Source organism: Streptomyces sp. A01 (genome assembly GCF_059026195.1).
Window position 1 is genome coordinate 19,878 of the sequence record NZ_JBWLKN010000034.1, and the last position, 18,852, is coordinate 38,729.

The window sequence follows — 18,852 nt, forward strand, 5'->3', positions numbered from 1 at the left end:
CCGGGCCCCGGGCCCGCACGTTGAGGCCCACCTCCTGCCAGCCGTTCCACCCCGCGAGCCATCGGAGCCGCCGTCATGCATGACGACCGCAGCATCGTCGAAAACCGTCTTCGCCGCGTCCTCGCCGAGCGCGTCCAGCCCGCCGTCTACAGCTCCGCCCAGCCACTGACCATTGAGCGCTGGGAGGCGCCGGGCGAGCCGGTGCCGGTGGCCGAGGCCCTGGCCGCCGACTACGTACCGGCCGCCGCCGGGGACAGCTGGGGTCCGGCCTGGGGCACCACATGGTTCAAGGTGGCGGGGCGGATTCCGGCCGAGTGGGCGGGCCGCACCGTGGAGGCCGTACTCGATCTCGGTTTCGACCGGATGATGCCGGGCTTCCAGTGTGAGGGGCTGGTCTACCGGCCGGACGGGGAGGCCGTGAAGGCGCTCAACCCGCGCAACGGCTGGGTGCGCCTCGGTGCCCCGGCGGCGGGCGGCGAGGACGTACTGCTGTACGTGGAGGCGGCCTCGAACCCCATTCTGGTGGACCACACACCGACCTACGAGGGCGACCGGCTCACCTCGGGCGACCAGCCGCTGTACCGGATCGCGCGCATGGACCTCGCCGTCTTCGAGGACGAGGTGTGGGAACTGGTACAGGACTTGGAGGTGCTCGGCGGACTGATGACCCAGCTGTCCACCGGCGACGCCCGCCGTTTCGACATCCTGCGGGCCATCGAGAACTGCCTGGACGCCCTGGACCTGACTGACGTCGCCGGGACCGCCGCCCGCGCCCGCGCGGCCCTGGCGGGCGTCCTCGCCGCCCCCGCGAACGCCTCGGCGCACCGGATCAGCGCCGTCGGGCACGCCCACATCGACTCGGCCTGGCTATGGCCGCTGCGCGAGACGGTGCGCAAGGTGGCCCGCACGTCGTCCAACATGGTCAACCTGATGGACGACCACCCGGAGTTCGTCTTCGCGATGTCGCAGGCGCAGCAGCTCGCCTGGATCAAGGAGCATCGCCCCGAGGTCTTCAGCAAGGTCAAGAAGAAGGTGGCCGAGGGGCAGTTCATCCCGGTGGGCGGCATGTGGGTGGAGTCCGACACCAACATGGTCGGTGGCGAGGCGATGGCCCGCCAGTTCCTGTACGGGAAGAAGTTCTTCCTGGACGAGTTCGGCATCGATACCAAGGAGGTGTGGCTGCCGGACTCCTTCGGCTACACGGCGGCGATGCCCCAGTTGGTGAAGCTGTCGGGCTCCACCTGGTTCCTGACGCAGAAGATCTCCTGGAGCCAGGTCAACAAGTTCCCCCACCACTCCTTCTGGTGGGAGGGCATCGACGGCACCCGGGTGTTCACCCACTTCCCCCCAGTCGACACGTACAACTCCGACCTCGGCGGCGAGCAGATGGCGCACGCCGCGCGCAACTACCAGGAGAAGGGGCGCGGCTCGCGCTCGCTGGCCCCGTTCGGCTGGGGAGACGGCGGCGGTGGCCCCACCCGGGAGATGCTGGCACGCGCCGAACGGCTCAAGGATCTGGAGGGCTCGCCCCGGGTGACGGTGGAGCGTCCTTCGGCGTTCTTCGCCGCCGCCCAGGCGGAGTACGAGGACGCGCCCGTGTGGGCGGGCGAGCTGTACCTGGAGCTGCACCGGGGCACCTACACCTCGCAGGCCAAGACGAAGCAGGGCAACCGGCACAGCGAGTCACTGCTGCGCGAGGCAGAGCTGTGGGCGGCCACCGCCGCGACCACGGTGCCCGGATTCCCCTACCCGTACGAGGACCTGGAGCGCATCTGGAAGACGGTGCTGCTGCACCAGTTCCACGACATCCTGCCGGGCTCCTCCATCGCCTGGGTGCACCGGGAGGCCCGGGAGACCTACGCGCGCGTGCGCGCGGAGCTGACCGAGATCGTCAACGCCGCGCAGACGGCACTGGCGGGCGACGGGCAGCGAACGGTGGTCTTCAACGCCTCACCGCACGCACGGCGCGGCGTCCCGGCCGGAGGTGCGGTCATCGAACCGGGGCGGATGGGCCCACCGGTGACGGTGACGGAGCGGGACGGCGGCGGCTTCGTCCTCGCCAACGGCCTGCTGCGCGCCGAGGTCGACGGGCGCGGTCTGGTGGTATCGGCGTACGACCTGGCGGCGGGGCGTGAGGCCATCGCGCCAGGACTCGCCGGGAACCTGCTCCAGGTCCACCCGGACTTCCCCAACATGTGGGACGCCTGGGACATCGACGCCTTCTACCGCCACAACGTCACCGACCTGGTCGCCGTCGACGAGCTGACGGTCGCCGAGTCCAGTGACGACCGAGCGGTGATCTCGGTGTCCCGCTCCTTCGGCGACGCCGGTTCCACGGTGGTCCAGCGACTGGAGCTGCGCGCCGGTTCGAAGGTGCTCGACGTCGACACCGAGGTGGACTGGCACGAGACGGAGAAGTTCCTCAAGGCGGCCTTCTCGCTGGATGTGAAGGCCGAGCGGTCGGCTTCCGAGACCCAGTTCGGGCACGTCTACCGCGCCACGCACACCAACACCTCGTGGGAGGCGGCGAAGTTCGAGATCTGCGCCCACCGCTGGATTCACGTCGAGGAGCCCGGCTGGGGCGCCGCCGTCGTCAACGACTCGACGTACGGCCACGACGTGACCCGCGACATGCGCGCGGACGGCGGGCAGACCACCACGGTGCGGCTGTCGCTGCTCCGTGCCCCCCGCTACCCGGACCCCGAGACGGACCAGGGCAACCACCGCCTCCGGTTCGCGCTCGCACCCGGCGCGACGATCGCCGACGCGGTGCGCGAGGGGCACCGGATCAACCTCCCGGAGCGCACCGTCCCGGGCGGCCAGGCCGTCGAACCCCTGGTCTCCGTCGAGGGCGACCAGGTCATCGTGGAGGCGGTCAAGCTCGCGGAGGACCGCAGCGGCGACATCGTCGTCCGGCTGTACGAGTCCGGCGGCGGCCGCGCCGCCACCACGCTCACCACCAGCGTCCCGGTCGCCTCGGTGACCGAGACCGACTTGCTGGAGCGCCCACTGGACGACGCCCCGCCGCACGAGCTGTCCCCGGAAGGCACGGCGGACCTGACCCTGCGCCCGTTCCAGATCCTCACGCTCCGCTTGGCCCTACGAGGCCGAAACCGGCTGGATTCCCAGACCGGGCCGGCCGACTGACTGACTAACTGAGCGGACGCGGACGCGGGCGGGGGTGTGCGGGACGGGGCGGGCCAGGACGACGGCCCCGCGCACCCCCCGGGGGCTGGCGCGGGCCACGGGCACTCCCGCGGCAACGGGGCGCGGGACACGGAGCGCCCCAGCACCACGGGGCACGGAGCACGGAGCCAGGACCGCGCTCCCGCCCCAGGCACGGGGCACGGGGCACGCTCCCCCACCGACGGGGCACGGGGCAGCGCTTCAGCACCCACGGGGCACGGGGCACGGGGCAGCGCTTCAGGGCCCACGGGGCACGGAGCACGGAGCGGCCGCCCCGTGCCAAGCCGTGCGCGGGCCTCAGGCTCGCCCTACCGCTCCTGCTCCCGTGGGGCCGTGCGTGGGACGGAGATGGTCACCAGCAGCCCGCGTGGTTCGTTCGGCCCGTACTCGATCGAGGCGCCGCCCGCCGCCAGCAGGGCGCGGGTGATGGACAGCCCCAGCCCGGACCCGGACACGTTCTGGTGGCGGCCGCTGCGCCAGAAGCGGTCCCCCACGCGCGCCAGTTCCTCTTCGGTGAGGCCGGGTCCGCCGTCCGCGACGGTGATCCGTACGGTGGCGCCCTCCACCAGCACCCCGACAACCACTCGCTCGCCCTCCGGCGTGAACTTCAGCGCGTTGTCGACCACCGCGTCCAGCGCGCTGGAGAGCGCGACCGGGTCGGCCCAGGCGGTGGCTCCGGACGGCCCGGCGTAGTCGAGTTCGACGCCTTCCCGGTCGGCGACCGGGCGCCAAGCGCCGACCCGTTCCGTGGCGAGGTCGGCGATGTCGGTCAGCCGCAGATCAGCCGGGGCGTGCTCGGCGAGTGCCAGATCGAGGAGGCCGTCGAGGACCCGGGCGAGCCGTTTGCCCTCGGTGCGTACGGAGGCGACCTCCTCGTTGCCTTCGGGGAGTTCGAGCGCCAGCAGTTCGATGCGGAGCAGCAGCGCGGACAGCGGGTTGCGCAGCTGGTGCGAGGCGTCGGCGACGAACGCCCGCTGCTGTTCGAGCACGTCCTCCACGTGGTCCGCCATCTCGTTGAACGACCGGGCCAGGCGGCGCAGCTCGGGCGGACCGCCGGAAGCCGCGACGCGCGACGCCATCTGCCCGGTGGCGATGTCGTGCGTGGCGGCGTCGAGCACCCGCACGGGACGCAGCACCCACCCCGTGAGGCGGAAGGCCGCGGCCACGGCCAGCAGCATGGCCGCGGCCTCACCAGCGGCTATGAGCAGCCAGCCGTGCAGCGTGCGCGACCGCATCTGGCCGGTGGGCGAGTCGGTGACGACGACGGCCACCACGTCCCCGTCGCGCACCACGGGCGAGGCGACGGTGAGGCGTCCTCGCTGCCAGGGCCAGACCTGTTCGGGGTCGTGGCTGCGGCGGCCTGCCAGGGCCTCCTCGAACGCCTGCCCCGGCTCCCCGTCCCGGGACGGGGCCCAGTCGGCCGGTGCGGCCGCCATGGGCTGCCGGTCGCGGTAGAAGACGCCGACGCGGATGCCGTAGAGCTCGTGGTAGCGGGTGAGTTCGACCCGGAGGGTCGCCTGCCGCTCGTCCTCGTCCTCCGAGTTCCCCGAGTCCTTGAGGGCGGCGGGGCGGGCCGTGACGTACTGGGCGAGGGAAGCGAACCGGGCGGTGTCGTCGATCCGGTCGACGACCACTCGCTGTTGTTCGGCGGCGGCGAGGCTCGCCCCGAGCGGAAAGCCGAGCGCGAGCAGGACGCCCGCCATGAGGACGATGAGCAGGGGGAGGAGTCGGGTGCGCACTGTGATCCCGGCTCAGGCGGCCGGGGCGACGAGGCGGTACCCGACGCCGCGCACCGTCTCGATCAGCGCGGGCATCCGCAGCTTGGAGCGCAGCGACGCGACGTGCACCTCCAGGGTGCGGCCGGTCCCCTCCCAGCTGGTGCGCCATACCTCGCTGATGATCTGCTCCCGGCGGAAGACCACACCGGGCCGCTGAGCGAGCAGGGCGAGCAGGTCGAACTCCTTGCGGGTGAGCGGGACGGTGGTGCCGTTCACTCGGACCTGGCGGGTGGGAAGTTCGATGCTGACGGGACCGAGGAGCAGCGGGGCCACGGGTTCGTCGGCGCCGTCCTCAGCCGCCCCGTCGGCGGGGACGGTGCGCCTGCTGACGGCGTGGATGCGGGCGAGGAGTTCCATCGGGTCGTACGGCTTGACGACGTAGTCGTCGGCGCCGAGGTTGAGGCCGTGTATGCGGGAGCGGACGTCAGCCCGCGCCGTCACCATGATCACGGGGGTGGTGGTGAGCTTGCGGATGCGGCCGCAGACCTCGAAGCCGTCCTGGTCGGGCAGGCCCAGATCGAGCAGGACGACACCGTACGGCGCGCTCTCGTCCGGCAGCAGGGCCCGCAGCGCCTCCTCGCCGTTGCGGGCGTGGGTGACATCGAAGCCGTGCCGGGCGAGCACCGCGGACAGGGCGGCGGCCACGTGGTTGTCGTCTTCGACCAGTAGCAGTCTCATCGGCCCAGCCCTCCTCAGCGGTTTTCGGTCATGCGCGGCGTTCGGTCGTGCGTCATGTCAGGCGTCGTGTCATGCGTCGTGTGTCGTGTTCGGTCGTGCGTCGTTTCGGTTGTCCCCAGCGTTTCGGTTGTCCCCAGCGTTTCGGTTGTCCCGGCGTTGCGATCGTGCGTCGTTGCGATCGTGCGTCGTATTCGTCGTGCTTGGCGTTGCGGTCGTCCATGGTGCCCGTTCGTACCCGGCCCCGTGCGTACCCCGCCCCGGCGCCGTGCCCAGTGCCCCTACGGCGCTCCGTACGGCCCCGTAGGACACCACCGGCCCCCGTCCCGGTTCCCGGCCGCGCGCGGCGCCCGTAGGGCGCCCCGTGCCCCGTGCGGGCGGCGGCCCGTCTTAGGCCACAGGGCATAGAGGCCGATCCGGGCCGGGCGCGTCAAGGGAATCCGGTCACCCAGTTGTTTCCGTTACGTAGCCGGTATGACCACTCTTCCGTTTCCCTGGCCGTACGACGACCATGCTGCGCGTCCCGTTCACGCAGAGTGTCGCTTTGCGGCCGGATCGTTATGCTCAATTTCAGCTCAGATGTAATGACGCTGGTCGTGGCGGCTCATTAGGGTCCTCCCCAACCGAGGAGGACGGAGCGAGACGCCGATGAGCGAAGTATCGGTGACCAAGGACGCCGCACCCGCAGCGGACAAGCTGGTCGCGCTGACAAAAGTCAACAAGCACTTCGGCGCGCTGCATGTGCTCCAGGACATCGACCTGACCATCGCCCGGGGCGAAGTCGTCGTCGTCATCGGGCCTTCCGGGTCCGGAAAGTCCACGCTGTGCCGCGCGATCAACCGACTGGAGACCATCGACTCCGGTGCCATCACCATCGACGGCAAGCCACTGCCGCAGGAGGGCAAGGAACTCGCCCGGCTGCGCGCCGACGTCGGCATGGTCTTCCAGTCCTTCAATCTCTTCGCGCACAAGACGGTGCTGGAGAACGTGACGCTGGGCCAGGTCAAGGTCCGCAAGGTGGACCGGAAGGCCGCTGAGAAGAAGGCGCGCGCGCTGCTCGACCGGGTCGGAGTGGGCAGCCAGGCCGACAAGTACCCGGCGCAGCTCTCCGGCGGCCAGCAGCAGCGGGTGGCGATCGCCCGCGCCCTGGCCATGGACCCGAAGGTGATGCTCTTCGACGAGCCGACCTCGGCGCTCGACCCGGAAATGATCAACGAGGTGCTTGAGGTCATGCAGCAGCTCGCCCGGGAGGGCATGACGATGATCGTCGTCACGCACGAGATGGGCTTCGCCCGCTCCGCCGCGAACCGCGTGGTCTTCATGGCCGACGGCCGCATCGTCGAAGAGGCGACGCCGGACCAGTTCTTCAGCAATCCCCGTAGCGACAGGGCCAAGGACTTTTTGTCGAAGATCCTTCACCACTGACCGCCCACCGCTCGACGACGTAAAGGATGTTCACCATGAAGCTCCGCAAGACTGCCGCGGCGGCCGCCGTGGTGCTGGCCCTGACTGCTGCGGCGACGGCGTGTGGCAAGGAGGGCAGCCCGGACGACGACAAGAAGGACAAGGACGCTCCGAAGCTCTCCTACAAGGTCAACACCGCCGCGGACGTCAAGGACTCGCCGGTCTGGTCGAAGATCAAGGGCAAGACGATCGTGATCGGGACCAAGGCGGACCAGCCCGGCCTCGGCTACGAGGACCCGAGCAGCAAGACGCGCTCCGGCTTCGACGTCGAGATCGCCAAGATGATCGCCGCCGACCTCGGCTTCGACAAGGACCACATCAAGTTCAAGACGGTGCCGTCCGAAGCCCGTGAGACGCAGATCTCCAGCGGTGGCGTCCACCTCTACGTCGGTACGTACACGATCAACGACGAGCGCAAGAAGCAGGTCGGCTTCGGCGGCCCGTACTACATGGCCGGCCAGGACCTGCTGGTGAAGAAGGACAGCGACATCGCGGGTCCTGACGACCTCAAGGGCAAGAAGGTCTGCTCCGTCACGGGCTCCACGCCCCTTGAACGAATCAAGGAGAAGAAGTACGGCGTCAAGAGCACGAAGGCGCAGCAGGGCTACCAGCTGTGCGTGCAGGACCTGAACAACGGGCAGGTCGACGCCGTCACGACCGACGACACGATCCTCAAGGGCTACGCCGCCCAGAACGACGGGCTGAAGGTCGTCGGCAAGCCGTTCTCCGAGGAGCCGTACGGCATCGGCCTGAAGAAGGGCGACGACGCGCTGCGCGAGGCCGTCAACAAGGCCATCGAGGCGCACCAGAAGAACGGTGACTGGAAGAAGGCGTACGACGCCACCCTCGGCAAGTCCGGCATCGCGGCGCCCAAGCCGCCGAAGGTCGACCGTTACTGAGCCGCCGCCCCACGACGGCTGACGCCTGAGCGTCCACGTGTCCGCGGCGCCGATGACGGGCCCTTGAGGCCCGCGCGCCGCGGGCACCGGCGGCCGCCATGCTCACCTCCGGAGACTTGACTTGAACGTACTGACGGACAACTTCGCGGAATTCCGCGACGGCTTCCTCAAAACCGTGGAACTGACGGCGCTCAGCGCGCTGCTCGCCCTGGTCCTGGGCATCCTGATCGCGGCGTTCCGCGTGTCTCCGGTGCCCGCGCTGCGGATCTTCGGCACCGTATGGGTGACGTTGCTCCGCAACACCCCCCTCGTCCTCCTCTTCCTCGTCGTCACGCTCGGCCTGCCCGCGCTCGGCCTGAAAGGCTGGGACTCCTTCTGGCTCGCGGTGATGGCACTCGGCTGCTACACCTCGGCGTTCATCTGCGAGGCCGTCAGGTCCGGCATCAACACGGTGCCGGTCGGCCAGGCTGAGGCAGCACGCAGCATCGGCATGACCTTCACCCAGACACTGACCCAGATCGTGCTGCCGCAGGCGGCGCGTACCGCGATACCCCCGGTCGGCAGCCTCATCATCGCCCTCACCAAGAACTCCGCGATCGCTTCCGGCTTCGACGTCATGGAACTCGGCGCCCTCCAGAAGCAGCTCAACGCGGACGCGGGCTACGACATCCTCGTGATCTTCCTCTGGATCGCGGTCTGCTACCTGATCATCACGCTCACCCTCAGCGGCCTGTTCCGGCTGCTGGAGAACCGGTTGGCGGTGGCCCGTTGAGTTCCAGCGTTCTCTACGACGTACCGGGCCCCAAGGCCCGCAGGCGCAACCGGCTCTACGGCGCGCTTTCCACGCTCGCGCTCGTCGGCCTGATCGGCTTCATCATCTACCGGCTGGACGACACGGGGCAGTTCCAGGCCGGGCTGTGGGACGACTACCAGTACGCGAACACCCAAGAGCGCATCATCGAAGGCCTGGTGACGACGCTCAAGACGTTCGCGCTGGCGGCGGTCTTCTCCCTCGTGCTCGGCGCGGCGCTGGCGGCGGGCCGGCTGTCCGACCACCGGTGGGTACGGTGGCCGACGACTGTGGTCGTGGAGTTCTTCCGCGCCATGCCGCTGCTCATCATGATCTTCCTGCTGTACTACGCGTACTTCGACACCCAGCCCATGTGGGCACTGGTCATCGGGCTGACGCTCTACAACGGCTCGGTGCAGTCGGAGATCTTCCGCGCGGGCATCAACGCCGTGCCCAAGGGGCAGAGTGAGGCCGCGTACGCGATGGGCCTGCGCAAGACGCAGGTGATGACGAACGTCCTCGTCCCGCAGGCCGTCCGCTCCATGCTGCCGTCGATCATCAGCCAGCTGGTGGTCACCCTCAAGGACACCTCGCTCGGCTTCATCATCCTTTACGAGGAGCTGCTGTACGTCGGCAAGGCGTTCGCGGAGCGGACACCTCCGGAGAACGGCGTCTACGCCTTCATCCCGATGGTGATCGTCTTCGGCTCCATCTACATCCTGCTGTGCCTGGCCCTTTCGTCCGTCGCCACCTGGATCGAACGGAGCACCAAGCGCAGCCGGAAGGGCGCCCCTCCCGCCATCGCCGGGGGCCCGGCCACCGTCATGGCCAACCCCTCGCACAGCGCGGAGGCCGAGCCGGACGACGGCACCCCGCCGCCAGCCGGCCCGAAGACCGGCTGACCCGGCCGCTCCACCGGGGCGGCAAGCCGAGCCCTGGCGCTCTGTCCGACGCGACTGACCCATACGACCGCGCTCCATCGCCGCCCCACGCGCGCGATGGAGCGCGGTCGTGTCACGTAAGCCGGTGACGGACCAGCCGCCGGAGCCGGACGACTGGGCCGGACGGGCGGGCGCCTGTGGGCCGGACGGCTTGCTGTCCGGGGCCGGACGGCTTGCCTCCGTGCCGGCGGGCCGGGGCGGGGCCTTGCCGGGCGGTGACGGACACCGGTCGGTGGGGCCTGGGGCCGTGGGGCCTGGGGCCGTGGGGCACGGGGACGGGGCACGGGGCACGGGGCACGGGGCACGGGGCACGGGGCACGGGGCACGGAGCACGGGGCACGGGGCACGGAGCGAACGAAGTGGCGGAGCGACCGGATACGGCGCCCAGCCTGCTGTCATTTGACGAGCCGCCGCCAACCCCGTGTATCCGGCCCTGTACTGGACGTATAGCGTTGGTTCGGCCGTGTGGGGACGTGCCCCTTCGTGCCCCCCTGTAGTCACTTGACGAGGGCACCCGCAATGGGTTGCATACGTTCTGTGATCGCGCACCGGGCTCCAACCACCAGCTCCCCCCTTTCCCGCCGGGCCCAGGGAGCAGCGCCGTGGACCCGGTGATCGTCGTCGGGGCCGGCCCTGTCGGACTCACACTGACGCTGGCCCTCGCCCGGCTCGACGTCCCTGTCGTGCTCCTCGACGAGGGGGCGGCGCCGGGCCGCCCGCGAGCGGATGAGCAGCGTCCCGCCCGGACAGCCGTGCTGCGCCCGGACACCGCCCACATGCTCAGCCGCCTGGGGTGCGCCGCGGCCTCCGACAACGGGTCGCGCTGGACGGGCTGGCGCACGATGCGCCGCCGCCACGTGGTCCGCCATGTGGTCTTCGAGCCCCCGCGGGACCCACACAACCTCGACGCGCCGCCATCGGCCCTGGACGTCGCGGCACACGGGGACGACGGTGCCGTGGAACCAGCCGGTGTCGCCTCGCCGCTGCACCTCCCCCAGCACGCGCTGATCCGCTCGCTGCGGGCCGCTCTCGCCCCGTTCACCGAACAGACCGGCAACGGCCTCGTCCAGATCGCCACAGGCGGGCGTCTGGACGTCCTCGAACAGGACGAGACCGGGATCAGCGCCCACACCAGGGACGCGCGCACCGTGGAACTCCTCGACGGCGCTGACCCCGCAGCGGCGGCGGATGTGCCCGGCGCGCGTTCCGCCTCCGCGGCCTCAGGCAACGACATCTGGTGGCGTGGGAGTTATCTGATCGGCTGTGACGGGCCCCGTTCCACCGTCCGCAAGCTCCTCAGGGTGCGTTTCCCAGGCCGGACAGCGGTGGAACGGCATGCCGTGGCCGCGCTCCGCGCCGACCTCCCCTCCCCCGGCGAAGCCCTGCTGCACCGTTCGCCGCCATGGCGTGGAGCCGATGCCGAGGTGGCGGCCCGCCCGCTCCCCGGCGGGGCCTGGCGGCTGGACTGGCTGCTGCCGCCCGGCCGCGATCTGGTCACGCCCGAGGCGCTGCTGAGCCGTATCCGGGACACCCTGACCGGGTGGTGCGGCGCGATCCCCCCGTACGGACTCCTCGACACCGGCGTGTACGTAGCCCACCACAGGCTCGCCCGCCGCTGGCGCGTCGGCCGGGCGTTCCTCGCCGGAGACGCCGCGCATCTCCTCGGGGCGCTGGGCGCGCAGGGGCTCGACGAGGGGCTGCGCGACGTCGACAACCTGGCCTGGAAGCTGGCACTGGCCTGGCACCACGGGGCTTCGGACGCCTTACTCGACAGCTATCAAACGGAGCGGCGGGGTGCCGTCGGAGCCCGGCTGCGCACCGCCGATCAGGCCCTGCCCCAGGTCCGGGCGGCCGGCGGCTGGCCCGCTGTGCGGCGCTCGGTGCTGCCTGGCGCGGCGCGCGGCGACGACGCGCTGCTCACCGACGGCCACGCGGGCCTCGGACCGCTCGGCGCGCCCCCGGCCTACCCCCGCACGCCCCTGGCGCCCTCCGGGAGGCCACCCGGCAGTGTGACAGTGGGCACGGCGCCAGGCGCTCCGGTGGCCGACGTGCCCGTGACGACGCCGGACGGCTCCGTGGCCCGGCTCCATGAACGGTTCGGCGGCAAGCTGCTGGTGGTGCTGGTGGCACCGGGCACGGGGGTGTGGGAACGGCGGCACTGGCTGGGCGCCGGACTGATGCCCCGGCTCGCCGCCGCCGTCACGGCACTCCCCGTACGGGCCGAACTGCTGGTCGCGGAGAGCTACCCGGGCGCGGCGGCGCACACGGTGCTGCTGGTCCGGCCGGACGGCCACCTGGTGACGGCGCTGGCGGGCGTGCGCCCCGCGGAGCTCTACGCGTGCGCGGACGCGGCCCGGGGCGGCCCACTGGAGGCACCCGCTCATACGCCGGGGTGACCGGTGCCGACGCACGCGGGGCGCGTGTGGCTGGTGGGGTCGGCCGTAGCCGCGTGGGCGCGACGGGGCACGTGCTCCTGTCGCGTTCCTGTCGGCTGTTGACCGCGCATGGCCGTCGTGGTCTACTCCGAACCATGGCTGACACCGAACCGCACCTGTGGCGGAGAGTCCATATGGACCTCCTTCGCTACGCGGGCTGCGTGTGTCAGTCGTCCTGTTGATCCGCTTTTCCACCGCGTGGCTCCTGGCCGCGCGCCCTCGCGATCTTTCAGGACGGTCTTTGTGTCATCCAGCGCGACGAGCTCAGGCGCGGCCGTAGCCGACGCCGCCTCGATCACCTCAGCGGCAACCTATGCCACGCCCCCGGAACCAGCCCCCGTACCGGAACCGGCCCTGCCCGGCTCGCCCCAGTCGGGCCCCGAGCCCGTCCGAGCCCGTCCGGCTTCGTCACCCTCGTCCTCGGCTGGCGCTGACGGCGTTTCGCTCACCGAACTTCTCGACTTCGTCCACCGCGTCGCTGCCGATGACGACCTCATCGCGTCACTGCCGCTCGACCCCGAAGGCCGGACCTGGATCAGGCTGGAGGGCCCGGGAGGCAGCGAGGCGTGGCTGATCAGCTGGCCGCCCGGCACGGGCACCGGCTGGCACGACCACGGCGGCTCGCACGGAGCCTTCGCCACCGCCCAGGGCGAGCTGAAAGAGCAGTCTCTCGCCGCCCAGCTCCCCACCGAGGGCTGGAAGACACTGGAGCTGGCGGAGGGAGTGGACCGCGAACGCACCCTGCCGGGCGGCAGGGGCCGGGCCTTCGGTCCGCACCACGTGCACCAAGTGCTGAACCTCTCCGAGGAGCGGCACGCCATCTCAGTGCACGCCTACTACCCTCCCTTGCCCTTGATGCGGCGCTACAGCCGCACGGGGCCGGTGCTGCGGCTTGAGCAGGTCGAACAGCCCGAGGAGTGGGCGTGAGCGAGAAGCCGCGCGGCATCGACGCTCTGCTCGACCAGGCCCGCGCGGGCCTGGACCGGCTCAGTCCGCAAGAGGCCGCGACGGCGGCGGACGAGGGAGCCGTGCTGGTCGACATCCGGTACGCCGCGCTCCGCGACCGGGACGGGCTGATCCCTGGAGCCTTGGTCGTCGAGCGCAACGAGCTGGAATGGCGGCTCGACCCTCAGTGCGACCACCGGCTGCCCGAAGCCACCGGGCACGGCCTGCACATTGTGGTCATCTGCAACGAGGGATACGCCTCCAGCCTCGCTGCCCTTTCCTTGCGGCAGCTGGGCCTGACCCGGGCCACCGACCTGGCGGGCGGCTTCCAGGCGTGGCGCGCGGCAGGGCTCCCCGTAACCGTCCGGGGAGCAGCCTCGACACCGGTCACCGCGGGGCCCGCCGCCCCGTAACCCGCCCGCTGCCCCTGGCTCAGGTCTCGGGGAGGTGGAACTCCAGCAGCTCCGGGTCTTCGCCTTCCTCCTCCAGCGCGCGGCGCACCACCCGCAGGGCCACGCCCTCCGGGTAGCCCTTGCGGGCCAGCATTCCGGCGAGGCGGCGGATGCGCTTGTCCCGGTCGAGCCCACGGGTCGCCCGAAGCTTGCGCTCGACCAGTTCGCGAGCGGTCCGCTCCTCCTGCTCGGTGTCGAGTTGGCCAACGGCCCCGTCGATGACCGTGGCGTCCACACCCTTGGTGCGCAGCTCCCGTACGAGGGCGCGGCGAGCGAGGCCCCGGCTGTGGTGCCGGGACTCCACCCACGCGTCGGCGAACGCCGCGTCGTTGATGAGCCCGACTTCCTCGAACCGGGACAGCACCTCCTCCGCCACCTCGTCGGGGATCTCACGCTTGCGCAGCGCGTCCGCGAGTTGCTTGCGGGTGCGCGGTGTCCCGGTGAGCAGGCGCAGACAGATCGACCGTGCCTGCTCACCGGGCTCCATGGTGCTGGGGGCTTCCCCCTGGCCCCCACGCGACGCCCTCCGCCCGGCCCTCGACGGGCTGAGTGCGCCGCTGTCCTGTTGTTGCCCCGCGCCGCCGCTGCTGTCCGGCCAGTCGCTTCGCCGGGTCATGGGCTAGCTCTTGGCCGCAGCGGCCTTGGACGCCTTGGGTGCCTTGGCAGCCGGTGCCGGCACCACCTTCGCGGACGAGGCGGCCTCGGTGACGGGCGCGGCACCCTCCGCCGCGGGCTCAACGGGCGCGGGCTTCACGCCGATGCCGAGCTTGTCCTTGATCTTCTTCTCGATCTCGTCGGCGAGGGCGGGGTTGTCCTTCAGGAAGTTGCGCGAGTTCTCCTTGCCCTGGCCGAGCTGGTCGCCCTCGTAGGTGTACCAGGCACCGGACTTGCGGACGAAGCCGTGATCGACGCCCATGTCGATCAGCCCGCCCTCGCGGCTGATGCCGTGGCCGTAGAGAATGTCGAACTCCGCCTGCTTGAAGGGCGGCGCGACCTTGTTCTTGACGACCTTGACGCGCGTGCGGTTGCCCACCGCGTCGGTGCCGTCCTTGAGGGTCTCGATGCGGCGGATGTCGAGCCGGACCGACGCGTAGAACTTCAGCGCCCGGCCACCGGTCGTCGTCTCCGGCGAGCCGAACATCACGCCGATCTTCTCGCGCAGCTGGTTGATGAAGATCGCCGTGGTCTTGGACTGGTTCAGCGCGCTGGTGATCTTCCGGAGCGCCTGGCTCATCAGCCGGGCCTGGAGACCGACGTGCGAGTCGCCCATCTCACCCTCGATCTCCGCGCGCGGCACCAGCGCCGCCACGGAGTCGATGACGATGAGGTCCAGCGCACCGGAGCGGACCAGCATGTCCACGATCTCCAGCGCCTGCTCGCCGTTGTCGGGCTGGGAGAGGATCAGTGAATCCGTGTCCACGCCGAGTTTCTGCGCGTAGTCGGGATCGAGGGCGTGCTCCGCGTCCACGAACGCCACCGTGCCACCCGCCCGCTGGGCGTTGGCCACGGCATGCAGCGTCAGGGTCGTCTTACCGGAGGACTCCGGCCCGTACACCTCCACGACTCGGCCGCGGGGCAGCCCGCCGACGCCGAGCGCGACGTCGAGCGCGGTCGACCCCGTGGGGATGACCTCGATGGGGTCGTTGGGACGGTCCCCCATGCGCATCACCGCGCCCTTGCCGAATTGCCGTTCAATCTGTGCGAGCGCGGCTTCGAGCGCCTTCTCGCGGTCAGTTCCTGCCATGGGTTCCACCCGATTTGCTTGAGTCGATCGCTTCACGTCCATGACGCTAACGCCTGCCACTGACAATCGGCTCGGACGCCCTATTCGCCTGTGGAAAACCGAAGCCGCAACGACCCGCCAGCACCCCCATAAGAATGGATGTTCGATTTTGGTGTCAAGCACACCATGAACCTCGCGCGGCGGCGTCCGTCATGGCCCGCTCCCGGGGTACGAGACCCGCCTGCGGCACGGCCGTCCGGGCCCGGGCCGGGCCGGCTGTCAGGACACGTCGCGCGTCGGTGCCGGCCCCGTGTCCGGTGCCAGCCCGGCCTCCCCCGCCAGCTCGCCGCTGTCCATCTCCGGGCCGCTCGGCTGCGGCTGGCGGTTTCCCTCGCGCAGCGCGCCCCGTGCCCGCGCCAGCAGCGAGACGCCGCGCCTCTTGCGCGTACCGCCCAGCACCCGCGGGTCGTCGGTGACCTCGTAGCGCTTGATGTACGCGCCGAGGAACGCCTGCAGCGTCGCGGTCGCCGGAATGGCGATCAGGGCGCCCACCGCGCCGAGCAGCGCGGTCCCCGCGATCACCGAACCGAAGGCGACGGCGGGGTGGATGTCCACCGTCTTGGCGGTGATACGCGGCTGGAGCACATAGTTCTCGAACTGCTGGTAGACCACGACGAAGCCCAGCACCCACACCGCGTACCAGGGGGCCACGGTGAAGGCGATCAGCATCGGCAGCGCACCCGCCAGGTACGTACCGATGGTCGGGATGAACTGCGAGATCAGCCCCACCCAGATCGCCAGCGCCGGGGCGTAGGGCACGCCGAGGATTTCCAGCAGTATGTAGTGCGCCACACCGGAGATCAGCGCCATCAGACCGCGCGAGTAGATGTAGCCGCCGGTCTTGGCGACGGCGATCTCCCAGGCCCGCAGCACCTCTGACTGCCGGTGCGGCGGCAGCACGGAGCACAGGGCACGGCGCAACCGCGGGCCGTCAGCAGCGAAGTAGAAGGCGAAGAGCGTCACCGTCAGCGCCTTGAACAGGCCGCCGAGCACCTGCGTGGAGACGTCCAGCACGTTGTTGGCACTGTCCTGGACGTACTTCTGCAGCCAGTCGGAGTGCAGCAGGCTGTCTTGCACCTCGACCCGCGACAGCTCCGTGTGGAAGGTGACATTGACCCAGCTGATCACCTTGTCCAGGTACTTCGGGAAGTCGTCGACCATGGTGACGATCTGGTCGGCCAGCATCGACCCGAGCAGGGTGAAGAACCCCGCCACAGCGACGACGATGCCGAGGAAGACCAGCCCCGTGGCCGCGCCCCGGCGCACACCGCGCGCCGCCATCCAGTCCACGGCGGGCTCGATCGCCAGCGCCAGGAAGAACGCGATCAGGATGTTGAGCAGCAGCGATGTCAGTTCGTGGAAGGCCCAGCTGGCGAGCTGGAAACAGGCGACCAGCGTGAGGGCGAGCACCATGGCACGGGGCAGCCAACGGGGCATGCGCGTGCCGGCGGCATCCTGCGGGCTCGGTCTGGCGTCTTTCTGAACGGGTTCCTCTGTCGCTACCACGGAGCAAGTGTGGCGCATGCGCCAAACGCCACTCCCCCCGGCCCATGTCATGTCCCCGACCACCCGGCGTGGAGCCGTATCACGGTGCTCACGGGACGTCGGGCGGGGCGGTCGGATGGGGGGACGGGACGGTCGGACTGCGATCAGCACGAGGGCGCGCCGCTACCGAAAAGAAGCGCGGGGGCTGAGCCTGGGCGGCTGGGTGGCCGGGCGGGGCGGGGCAGGACGGTCGTACGGGGAAACCGGCGGCCACTCAAGGACGGCGCCGGGCCACTGGTGGCGGTCGCCGGTCAGCGCTTGTCGTACGGGATGTCGAGCGCCGCGCACACCCCGCGCCAGACGTCCTTGGTGCTCCATCCCGCGCTGAGCGCCTCATGGACGGTCCGGCCGCCGAGTTCGGACATCACATGATCACGCGCGAAAGAGTCGGCGTACGCCTCGCCGAAGTAATCCGCCATTCGTTGCCAGAAGGCCGTCAACCGCATACGCCCAGTATCGCGCCCCTGAGAGTGCAGCCACGCCTCAACCGGTGTCCGACCGCTCATTCCGTCCTACGGTCGGGACATGGACCCAGCACCCACCACCTCCCCTCTCGCCCGCGCCGAGCACTTCGTCTGGCTGACCGCCCGGGTACTTGAGCAGCGCAGGTTCGCGTACTACTTCCTGCCGACACGGGGCGGCCCAGAGCGGGCCGCCGACGCGGTGGAGACGGCGCTGGACGCGTACCTCAACGACGACGGGGGCTACGGGTGCGCCCTGGAGCCGGACCTGCGCGGCCCCGTCAGCCAGCCGCTGCACACCGCGCACGCGCTGCGCGTGCTGGACGGCATGGGCCGCTGCGGCGGCCAGCGGATGGAGCGCGTATGCCGCTACCTGACGGACATCTCCACCCCGGACGGAGCGCTCCCCGCGCTCCATCCCGCACTGCGCGGCTACCCGGCGGCGCCCTGGATTCCGGTGGTGGACGATCCCCCGAGCGATCTGCTCGCCACCGGCCCCGTGACGGGTCTGCTGCACCGCAACGGCGTGTGGCATGCCTGGTTGTTCCGTGCCACGGACTTCTGCTGGTCGGCGGTCGAGGCACTGGCTGACGGCGCGCGGACGCATCCGTACGAGGTGATCGCCGCCGTGGCCTTCCTGGACGGGGCGCCGGACCGGGCGCGCGCCAGCGTGGTGGCGGAACGGCTGGGCACGCATGTCAGGGAACGGCGGCTCGTGGTGCTTGAGCCCCAGCACGCGGACGACTACCCGGTTCCCGAGGGGTACGGGCCCGGGGAGCACCACTTCCCGCACGACTTCGCGCGCACGCCCCAGTCCATCGCCCGCTCCTGGTTCTCGGACGCGGAGCTGGAGCGGTCACTGGACTTCCTCGCGGCTTCCCAGGAGGAGGACGGCGGCTGGCCCATCAACTGGCGCGAGTGGGCACCGGGGACGGCACTGGAATGCCGCCCCATGGTGACCATCGAGGCCCTGCTCACGCTGCGCGCGTACGGGCGAAGTCTGGGCTGACGGCGCGGCGGAGAGCGGCGGAGACGGAAGCGGGCGCTTCCGTCTCCGCCACTGCCGCGCCGCCGTGCCGGAAGGGTGGCCCCGCTAGCCGCCCAGGGCCCGTGCCGCCGCCGTGGCAGCGACGGCGATGGCGACCACCAGGAGGAACGGTGCGCGGAGCACCAGGGCGAGGGCTGCCGCTCCAAGCCCGGCCGCACGGGCGTCGATGACCAGGGCGCTGTCCGTGCTGAACGTCTGCTGCGCTATCAGGGCGGCCAGCAGCGCCACCGGAAGCAGGGCGGCCAGCCGCTTGACCACGGGGCGTTCCATCGCCCCGGACGGAACCGAGAGGCCGAGCAGTTTCACCAGGTAGCAGCCGACCACGGTGACGCCGATGGCGATCCACGTACTCATCGGTCTTCTCCTTCGGTGACGTGGTGCGCACCCCGGCGAGCGGCACGGTCGGCGGGAGCCGCAGGCGCGGCAGCGGCAGGGTCTGGGGCTCCGTCC

The 18,852-nt window shown here is 70.8% G+C and carries 17 protein-coding genes; 10 read left to right on the forward strand and 7 right to left on the reverse strand.

The features are described from left to right. Positions 1–75 precede the first annotated feature (75 nt). A complete protein-coding gene (locus tag AC5P1B_RS31215) occupies positions 76–3,147 on the forward strand; it encodes an alpha-mannosidase (protein WP_493891352.1) in 3,072 nt (1,023 codons plus the stop codon). Between the two features lie 347 nt (positions 3,148–3,494). On the opposite strand, the gene AC5P1B_RS31220 is transcribed toward AC5P1B_RS31215, so the two are convergent. Beyond that, on the reverse strand, positions 3,495–4,925 hold the full coding sequence (locus AC5P1B_RS31220) for a sensor histidine kinase (RefSeq protein ID WP_493891353.1): 1,431 nt from the start codon (positions 4,923–4,925) through the stop codon (positions 3,495–3,497). A gap of 12 nt (positions 4,926–4,937) precedes the next feature. Further along, positions 4,938–5,642: a response regulator transcription factor gene (locus AC5P1B_RS31225; RefSeq protein ID WP_493891354.1), complete on the reverse strand. Its 705-nt coding sequence runs from the start codon at positions 5,640–5,642 to the stop codon at positions 4,938–4,940. A 645-nt stretch (positions 5,643–6,287) separates the two neighbouring features. On the opposite strand from AC5P1B_RS31225, the gene AC5P1B_RS31230 reads away from it, so the two are divergent. The 8 genes from AC5P1B_RS31230 (at position 6,288) to AC5P1B_RS31265 (ending at position 13,526) form a co-directional block, all read left to right on the forward strand. Next, a complete protein-coding gene (locus AC5P1B_RS31230) occupies positions 6,288–7,064 on the forward strand; it encodes an amino acid ABC transporter ATP-binding protein (RefSeq protein ID WP_493891355.1) in 777 nt (258 codons plus the stop codon). Positions 7,065–7,099: 35 nt separating this feature from the next. After that, a complete protein-coding gene (locus AC5P1B_RS31235) occupies positions 7,100–8,002 on the forward strand; it encodes a glutamate ABC transporter substrate-binding protein (RefSeq protein WP_493891356.1) in 903 nt (300 codons plus the stop codon). 121 nt (positions 8,003–8,123) lie between these two features. After that, positions 8,124–8,774, forward strand: a complete 651-nt coding sequence (locus AC5P1B_RS31240; RefSeq protein ID WP_493891357.1) for an amino acid ABC transporter permease — start codon at positions 8,124–8,126, stop codon at positions 8,772–8,774. Further along, positions 8,771–9,694 carry an amino acid ABC transporter permease gene (locus AC5P1B_RS31245; RefSeq protein ID WP_493891358.1) on the forward strand — a complete coding sequence of 308 codons (924 nt, stop codon included), beginning with the start codon at positions 8,771–8,773 and terminating at the stop codon, positions 9,692–9,694. The genes AC5P1B_RS31240 and AC5P1B_RS31245 overlap by 4 nt, the downstream gene beginning before the upstream one ends. Before the next feature lie 641 nt (positions 9,695–10,335). Further along, the gene (locus tag AC5P1B_RS31250) at positions 10,336–12,129 is read left to right on the forward strand and encodes an FAD-dependent monooxygenase (RefSeq protein WP_493891359.1); all 1,794 of its coding nucleotides are present in this window, start codon (positions 10,336–10,338) and stop codon (positions 12,127–12,129) included. Between the two features lie 134 nt (positions 12,130–12,263). After that, positions 12,264–12,350: a putative leader peptide gene (locus tag AC5P1B_RS31255; protein ID WP_493891382.1), complete on the forward strand. Its 87-nt coding sequence runs from the start codon at positions 12,264–12,266 to the stop codon at positions 12,348–12,350. A gap of 172 nt (positions 12,351–12,522) precedes the next feature. Beyond that, positions 12,523–13,095 carry a cupin domain-containing protein gene (locus tag AC5P1B_RS31260; RefSeq protein WP_493891383.1) on the forward strand — a complete coding sequence of 191 codons (573 nt, stop codon included), beginning with the start codon at positions 12,523–12,525 and terminating at the stop codon, positions 13,093–13,095. Beyond that, entirely contained in the window at positions 13,092–13,526 is a 435-nt protein-coding gene (locus AC5P1B_RS31265; RefSeq protein ID WP_493891360.1) for a rhodanese-like domain-containing protein, read from the forward strand. The genes AC5P1B_RS31260 and AC5P1B_RS31265 overlap by 4 nt, the downstream gene beginning before the upstream one ends. 19 nt (positions 13,527–13,545) lie before the next feature. Here AC5P1B_RS31265 and recX read toward each other — a convergent pair whose 3' ends face one another. The 4 genes from recX to AC5P1B_RS31285 all read right to left on the reverse strand — a co-directional run bounded on the left by recX (position 13,546) and on the right by AC5P1B_RS31285 (position 17,339). Continuing rightward, a complete protein-coding gene (gene recX, locus AC5P1B_RS31270; protein ID WP_493891361.1) occupies positions 13,546–14,181 on the reverse strand; it encodes a recombination regulator RecX in 636 nt (211 codons plus the stop codon). 3 nt (positions 14,182–14,184) lie between these two features. Further along, complete coding sequence (recA, locus tag AC5P1B_RS31275) at positions 14,185–15,309, reverse strand: recombinase RecA (RefSeq protein WP_493891362.1); 1,125 nt, start codon at positions 15,307–15,309, stop codon at positions 14,185–14,187. 258 nt (positions 15,310–15,567) lie between these two features. Beyond that, positions 15,568–16,785 (reverse strand): AI-2E family transporter, encoded by a 1,218-nt coding sequence (locus AC5P1B_RS31280; RefSeq protein ID WP_493891363.1) that lies wholly within the window; start codon positions 16,783–16,785, stop codon positions 15,568–15,570. A gap of 359 nt (positions 16,786–17,144) precedes the next feature. Further along, positions 17,145–17,339 (reverse strand): DUF3046 domain-containing protein, encoded by a 195-nt coding sequence (locus tag AC5P1B_RS31285; RefSeq protein ID WP_493891364.1) that lies wholly within the window; start codon positions 17,337–17,339, stop codon positions 17,145–17,147. A 79-nt stretch (positions 17,340–17,418) separates the two neighbouring features. Between AC5P1B_RS31285 and AC5P1B_RS31290 the strand changes: the two genes are divergently transcribed. Next, positions 17,419–18,363 (forward strand): hypothetical protein, encoded by a 945-nt coding sequence (locus AC5P1B_RS31290; RefSeq protein ID WP_493891365.1) that lies wholly within the window; start codon positions 17,419–17,421, stop codon positions 18,361–18,363. Positions 18,364–18,447: 84 nt separating this feature from the next. Here AC5P1B_RS31290 and AC5P1B_RS31295 read toward each other — a convergent pair whose 3' ends face one another. Then, positions 18,448–18,756, reverse strand: a complete 309-nt coding sequence (locus AC5P1B_RS31295) for an AzlD domain-containing protein (RefSeq protein WP_493891366.1) — start codon at positions 18,754–18,756, stop codon at positions 18,448–18,450. Positions 18,757–18,852: the final 96 nt, after the last annotated feature.

Bases quoted from the DNA above. Each gene is read 5' to 3' on its own strand.
- AC5P1B_RS31235 (WP_493891356.1), top strand. From the start codon at position 7,100: ATGAAGCTCCGCAAGACTGCCGCGGCGGCCGCCGTGGTGCTGGCCCTG.
- AC5P1B_RS31255 (WP_493891382.1), top strand. From the start codon at position 12,264: ATGGCTGACACCGAACCGCACCTGTGGCGGAGAGTCCATATGGACCTC.
- AC5P1B_RS31280 (WP_493891363.1), bottom strand. From the start codon at position 16,785: ATGCCCCGTTGGCTGCCCCGTGCCATGGTGCTCGCCCTCACGCTGGTC.
- AC5P1B_RS31285 (WP_493891364.1), bottom strand. From the start codon at position 17,339: ATGCGGTTGACGGCCTTCTGGCAACGAATGGCGGATTACTTCGGCGAG.
- AC5P1B_RS31230 (WP_493891355.1), top strand. From the start codon at position 6,288: ATGAGCGAAGTATCGGTGACCAAGGACGCCGCACCCGCAGCGGACAAG.
- AC5P1B_RS31215 (WP_493891352.1), top strand. From the start codon at position 76: ATGCATGACGACCGCAGCATCGTCGAAAACCGTCTTCGCCGCGTCCTC.
- recA (WP_493891362.1), bottom strand. From the start codon at position 15,309: ATGGCAGGAACTGACCGCGAGAAGGCGCTCGAAGCCGCGCTCGCACAG.
- AC5P1B_RS31225 (WP_493891354.1), bottom strand. From the start codon at position 5,642: ATGAGACTGCTACTGGTCGAAGACGACAACCACGTGGCCGCCGCCCTG.
- AC5P1B_RS31290 (WP_493891365.1), top strand. From the start codon at position 17,419: ATGGACCCAGCACCCACCACCTCCCCTCTCGCCCGCGCCGAGCACTTC.
- recX (WP_493891361.1), bottom strand. From the start codon at position 14,181: ATGACCCGGCGAAGCGACTGGCCGGACAGCAGCGGCGGCGCGGGGCAA.
- AC5P1B_RS31295 (WP_493891366.1), bottom strand. From the start codon at position 18,756: ATGAGTACGTGGATCGCCATCGGCGTCACCGTGGTCGGCTGCTACCTG.